We start from the raw sequence: 4,886 nt of genomic DNA, 5'->3' as shown, positions 1-4,886 counted from the left end.
CGCTGCGGCCGTCGTCCGCTGGGACATCGGTCGCGACGAGGCCGGCGGTCTGCGCCGGTTCCTGCTCTCGCTAGGCGCGCTCGTGGCGTTCTCGGCAGGCGCGAGTCAGGTGGGACTCGCCGTAGGTCCGCTGTTCCCGCTGCTCAAGGACCTGCCGACGGTGTCACCGATCGCGGTCCTGCTCGGCGGCGGCGTCGGAATCCTCGTCGGCTCGTGGACGGGCGCCCCGCGAATGATCAAGTCGATCTCCCAGGAGTACGCGTCGCTGGGGCCGCGCCGCTCGATTGCGACGCTCGTCCCCTCGTTTCTCATCGCACAGACCGCGGTCCTACTCGGGGTACCGGTCTCGTTCAACGAAATCATCGTCAGCGCCATCGTCGGCAGCGGACTCGCGGTCACTGGTGGAGACGGCGTTAGTCCCCAAAAGCTGGGATTCACCGTCGCCGCCTGGGTTGGATCGTTCATACTCGCGTTCGGTCTCGGCTACGGGTCGATGCTTCTTCTGAACCTCTGAAGCTGTAGAACGTATTCGGCCATTCTTCGATCACCGTCCATTTTCGATTGAATCTCGGTCGGAATAGCGGGTTGCCTATATGCTTTCGAGAAGCTACGGTAGCAATCGGCCGATCGACGGCCGGTTCGACGCGACGACGCGATAGACGAACTCGCGGACGGGTGCATATCCAGGAACGCGACGAAACAGCGGAAAAAACTGCGATGGCAGAAGGCCGGTCCGTTCGTAGGCGCGTTCCATCGCTGCCCCACAGGAGTAGGTCGTCTCGTCGGTAACCAGGTGCGCACACGCCTTATAGTCGGGCGGCAAGCGCGCTCGCAGGTCGTCCGTGAGTTCCGAAAAGCCGACGATGTCGATCGCCGCGCGGCGGTCCACGAACCGCGCTGCACGAGTACAGACCCCGCAATCGTCGTCGTAGACGAGCGTCGGTGGTGACATTCTCGAGCCGAAGGCGTGGATACCGATGAGGCTCCCAAGCCACTAAACTCTCAACCCCAACGACTACCCTTACGCTTCCCGTTTGGGTTCTCATGCCATCGGAGTCGGCCGACGTTCGCGTGTGGCTGGTCGAGCGCGATTACGACAATCGAGACCTCATCATCCTCACCTATGCGACTCCCGACGGAACTCGAACCTTCCGAAAGGAACTTGCAGTACAGGCGGTCGACCTGGACACGGTCACTGCCGCGAAGGACGTCTCTCCTGATGACCTCGCGACCGTCGAGGATTCAGACGTTCGCGACCGATATGCCGACGAAGCAGCGCGCATGGCGGAGGAACACGATCCCGACGAGACGATATAGTTGTGGCAGATGACCGGACCCGATCCGTCCCGACGGTGACTACTCGAGCGTACGGCGGGAACGCTCGCGATCGCCGCGCTGGCCGGCTGTAGCGACCCCGGTTGGGACATTGACTCGAGCGACGTCAACAGGACCGACAAGAACGACGGCGGAGACGCGTACGCGTTCGACGTCTCATGATCGATGACGGTTACGGCGGATCAATAGAGTCTACGTCGTTCGAAAATGGCGAGACTCCGTCGAGGGCGCCGAATCAGTCCGGAACCATCGTCAGTGATACGTCTGTTCGCCGGCCCCGATCGACACCTCGAGCCAGTTTTCAGTCGGCGGGAGCGGGCACTCGTAGCGATCCGAGTATGCACACGTCGGATTGTACGCCTCGTTGAAGTCGAGGATCCAGTTTCCGTCGTCCGTCCGGTGTGTGTCGTTCTCGAGGTCAAGGTACCGGCCGGCGCCGTAGGTCTCGTCACCGTTGGTCGCGTCCCGGAACGGAACCCAGAGCCGTTCGTCGTCCGGGTCCGCCTTGTAGGCCTGCAGCGCGATGTCCTCACCGTCGACGGTGAAGCGGAATTCGCCCCAGCACAGGTACTCTCGCTCGCCGTCGGTGCTCGTTCCGACGGTGACCGACTCGGGGTCGTCGTACTCGTCGGGAGGGAGTTCGAACCGGTAGTCCTCGTCGATCGGGTAGTACTCAAGGCCGTCGAACGACTCGCGCTCGTCCGGCGGAATCGGCGAGTGAGGATCGCCGCCGAAGTACCGGTCTTTCTCTTCCCGTTGCGTCTCGATCGCTCGCCGCCAATCAGTGGTCATGGCTGAAGGTCAGTGTGTCGCGGTCGTATCGCCGATCCTCGTATCGGGATCGGACTTAGTGCGCTGTTCAGATGGGCAGTATCGACTACCGTGGCCTCGACAGGTGCATCGCTACCCGTGTTGCTCGATCAGGCCCTCCAACGTCCCACGGTCTTGGGCGCCGACCGTGCGTTCGACCGGTTGGCCGTCGGCGTAGAGGACGAGCGTCGGGACGCCGCGGGCACCCAGTTGCTGGGCGATCCGCTGGTGAGCGTCGACGTCGACCTTCGCGACCACGGCGTCGGTCTCCGCCGCGAGGGCCTCGATCGTCGGCTCCATCATCTGGCAGGGGCCACACCAGTCGGCGTAACAGTCCACGAGGACAACGTCGTGCTCCGCGACGACCTCATCGAGGTGACCCTGGCCTGTGATCGTGATTGGCTCGTCGGGTGCAGTGCTCTCCCCGTCAGCCGCGTCGAGGCTCCCGCCGTTCTCGAGACGTTCCTGCAGTTCTCGTTTCTTCTGGTCGCGGATCCGTTGGCGTTCGTCGTTTGCGGAGTCGCTCATCGATCGACGGTACGGTCTCCATAGCAATAATGGTTTTGTGAGATATACACAATATAATTTAGCCAGTTCGTTTGGACTCGCACCGGTCTCGTCGCGTCTATCACCTCCTCCCGCCCCGGTCGTCGGAGTTGTTCAATGGTGTTCCCCGGACACAATATTATCTTTCGACTTACACTACGGACGTCGGACTTCTCGCTCCAGCGAACTCGGTACCGCGATCGGCGGCGTTGTTATCGGCTTGCGACGCGTTCGTGCGTTACTCGAGGCGAGTAAGTGTGAACCAATTGATATGGTCCTTCCATCTATAGAGGTCTCATCTTACAACGTGATGGGCCACGATTCCGGTTCGCCGCCGGTGTCAAGCCGTACGGCTCGGTGGAACAAGCATAACGTTCCCGTTCGCCTGTGTGACGATGTCTTCGGAGACGCTTCCGAGCAACAGTCGGCGGAGCCTGCTGTGACCGCGTGAACCGACGAGAATTGTCGTCGGTTCGTACTCGCCTTCCGCAGCGAGAATCTCGTTTGCCGGATCACCCCGACGGACCGCCGTTCGCGTCTCGATCTCCCAGTCCTCGAGTTTAGTCGCCAACTCTGCCAGTCGCGCTTCAGGGTCGGCGCCCTCTGGAAGCGCCGGATCCTTCGGCGTTTCAACGTGGACCAGCGTCGCCTCCTGCGTCGCGTGACGGAGGTACGAGAACGCCTCGAACGCCCGCTCGGCGTTCTCCGAGAAGTCCGTCGCGAACAGCATCCGCCGAAACAGGTGTTCGTGGACGACGGCTGGCTCGTCCGCCCCGCGTTCGATTCGGTTGACCAGCAGTGGGACGATCGTCGTCCGCGCGAGATTGCGTGCAGTCGATCCGATAACGCGGTTCTCAAGCGGACTCTTTCCGCGCGAGCCGATGACTGTAAGGCTAGCGCCGACTGCCTCTGCGATCCCGTTGATGCGTCGATGGGGTGTCCCGCGAACGACGTGTGCCTCGACGTCGAACCCGGCGTCTTCGATGACGCTGCGATAGCGATTGAGCGCTCGCTCGCGTCGCGCTGCGAAGTCGATACCGGGCATCCCTGCATGGACGTTCGATGGGATCACGGTCACGAGGTGGATCTCCTCGACGCCGATTCGGCCGAGACACTCGAGACAGGTCTCGCTCTCGATCGTCGCCTCGCTGGCGGCCGAGAGATCGGTCGCACAGATCGCTATCATACCGGTCGTAGGCTTCGGACGCATAATATTGTTTGTGCAAACCAATACCTACTCCGAATTATCAGTCGTAACCGCACCGTAGATATCGCGACGCCGACTCCGTCTCGCCACGAATCCGCTGACACCGCGTTCCGACCGCGCGCCAGCGGAAGGAGTCTCCGTCGGTTCGTTCCTCGGCTCCGTATAACTTGCTGGAATATTCTCGTTGGATAGCCGTGAGATAGAATGCAGTAATATTGTACAGAATTCCCAAAAGCGTTATATCCGTCCTCCGGATAGACGATACCGAGTAGAAACCTATGCTCCGCACACAATCGGGCGACGGAGGTCGGTATCGATGACCGACCTCGCAGCGTATTCGTCAGCAGTACAGTCAGGCGCCCTCGTTGGCGCCGTCCTCCTCGAGGCGTTCGTCCTCTACGTCGGGTACGGCGCACTCGAGCGAGTCGCAGCGCCAATCGTCGAGAAAATCACACGCGCATAGATGGAGCTATTCGGAATCGCCCTGATGACGCTCGCACTGTTCGTAAGCTTCGGATTCATGGTCGGCGTCCTATTCGGCTTCTTCGGCATGGGCGGTTCGTTCCTCGTCACACCGGCGTTACTCGTGATGGGGTATCCCGCCAGAGTCGCCGTCGGGAGCGGCATGGCCTTCGTCTTCGGGACGGCCATGATCGCGACGCTGAAACACCGCGACCTCGGCCAGGTCGACTACAAACTTGGCGGGTTGATGATCGTCGGGACGACGAGCGGTATCGAGGTGGGGAGTCGGATAGTGTACTATCTCGAGGAATTGGGACTCGCCAGCGGTGCCATCGGCGTCACGTACGTCGTCCTGTTGGGTGCGGTCGGGCTGTTCGTCACCCGAAATGCGCTCGTAAACGACGGCGGAGACGATTCGAGTAGCAGCCACCACGAGTCCGACGGGGAGATCGATCCGGACGCGATTCCACCCCTCGCGAAGCGGATTCAGTCTTATCGTATCCCGCCGATGATGACAGTTGCCGGC

8 protein-coding genes are annotated in these 4,886 nt (G+C 61.5%); 4 read left to right on the top strand and 4 right to left on the bottom strand.

Translation table 11 applies throughout. The features are described 5' to 3' along the window. Positions 1-514: inorganic phosphate transporter (locus PGX04_RS15930; RefSeq protein WP_273739410.1), on the top strand; the 514-nt coding region annotated here is incomplete at its 5' end. Between the two features lie 93 nt (positions 515-607). Here PGX04_RS15930 and PGX04_RS15925 read toward each other — a convergent pair. Then, positions 608-952, bottom strand: a complete 345-nt coding sequence (locus tag PGX04_RS15925) for a thiol-disulfide oxidoreductase DCC family protein (RefSeq protein WP_273739409.1) — start codon at positions 950-952, stop codon at positions 608-610. Between the two features lie 92 nt (positions 953-1,044). Between PGX04_RS15925 and PGX04_RS15920 the strand changes: the two genes are divergently transcribed. Then, positions 1,045-1,317: a DUF7967 family protein gene (locus PGX04_RS15920; protein ID WP_273739408.1), complete on the top strand. Its 273-nt coding sequence runs from the start codon at positions 1,045-1,047 to the stop codon at positions 1,315-1,317. Positions 1,318-1,587: 270 nt separating this feature from the next. Here the strand turns inward: PGX04_RS15920 and PGX04_RS15915 are convergent, their stop codons facing one another. From PGX04_RS15915 to PGX04_RS15905, 3 genes are all read right to left on the bottom strand, one after another. Further along, positions 1,588-2,127, bottom strand: coding sequence for a DUF1684 domain-containing protein (locus PGX04_RS15915; RefSeq protein ID WP_273739407.1), 540 nt, complete (start codon positions 2,125-2,127; stop codon positions 1,588-1,590). A gap of 111 nt (positions 2,128-2,238) precedes the next feature. Continuing rightward, on the bottom strand, positions 2,239-2,673 hold the full coding sequence (locus tag PGX04_RS15910) for a thioredoxin family protein (RefSeq protein WP_273739406.1): 435 nt from the start codon (positions 2,671-2,673) through the stop codon (positions 2,239-2,241). A gap of 358 nt (positions 2,674-3,031) precedes the next feature. Then, positions 3,032-3,877: a universal stress protein gene (locus PGX04_RS15905; protein ID WP_273739405.1), complete on the bottom strand. Its 846-nt coding sequence runs from the start codon at positions 3,875-3,877 to the stop codon at positions 3,032-3,034. 337 nt (positions 3,878-4,214) lie between these two features. Here PGX04_RS15905 and PGX04_RS15900 point away from each other — a divergent pair, with 337 nt between their 5' ends. Both PGX04_RS15900 and PGX04_RS15895 read left to right on the top strand, forming a co-directional pair. Next, on the top strand, positions 4,215-4,361 hold the full coding sequence (locus PGX04_RS15900; RefSeq protein ID WP_273739404.1) for a DUF7512 family protein: 147 nt from the start codon (positions 4,215-4,217) through the stop codon (positions 4,359-4,361). Next, positions 4,362-4,886: TSUP family transporter (locus PGX04_RS15895; protein WP_273739403.1), on the top strand; the 525-nt coding region annotated here is incomplete at its 3' end.

The sequence above is a fragment of the Natrinema soli genome (assembly GCF_028618695.1).
The sequence above is the reverse complement of the archived record's forward strand: the minus strand, read 5'-3'. Positions and strand labels throughout refer to the sequence as shown.

What these genes read in the sequence shown, in the direction of transcription:
- PGX04_RS15925 (WP_273739409.1), bottom strand. Translation starts at nt 952, where the DNA reads ATGTCACCACCGACGCTCGTCTACGACGACGATTGCGGGGTCTGTACT.
- PGX04_RS15920 (WP_273739408.1), top strand. Translation starts at nt 1,045, where the DNA reads ATGCCATCGGAGTCGGCCGACGTTCGCGTGTGGCTGGTCGAGCGCGAT.
- PGX04_RS15915 (WP_273739407.1), bottom strand. Translation starts at nt 2,127, where the DNA reads ATGACCACTGATTGGCGGCGAGCGATCGAGACGCAACGGGAAGAGAAA.
- PGX04_RS15910 (WP_273739406.1), bottom strand. Translation starts at nt 2,673, where the DNA reads ATGAGCGACTCCGCAAACGACGAACGCCAACGGATCCGCGACCAGAAG.
- PGX04_RS15905 (WP_273739405.1), bottom strand. Translation starts at nt 3,877, where the DNA reads ATGATAGCGATCTGTGCGACCGATCTCTCGGCCGCCAGCGAGGCGACG.
- PGX04_RS15900 (WP_273739404.1), top strand. Translation starts at nt 4,215, where the DNA reads ATGACCGACCTCGCAGCGTATTCGTCAGCAGTACAGTCAGGCGCCCTC.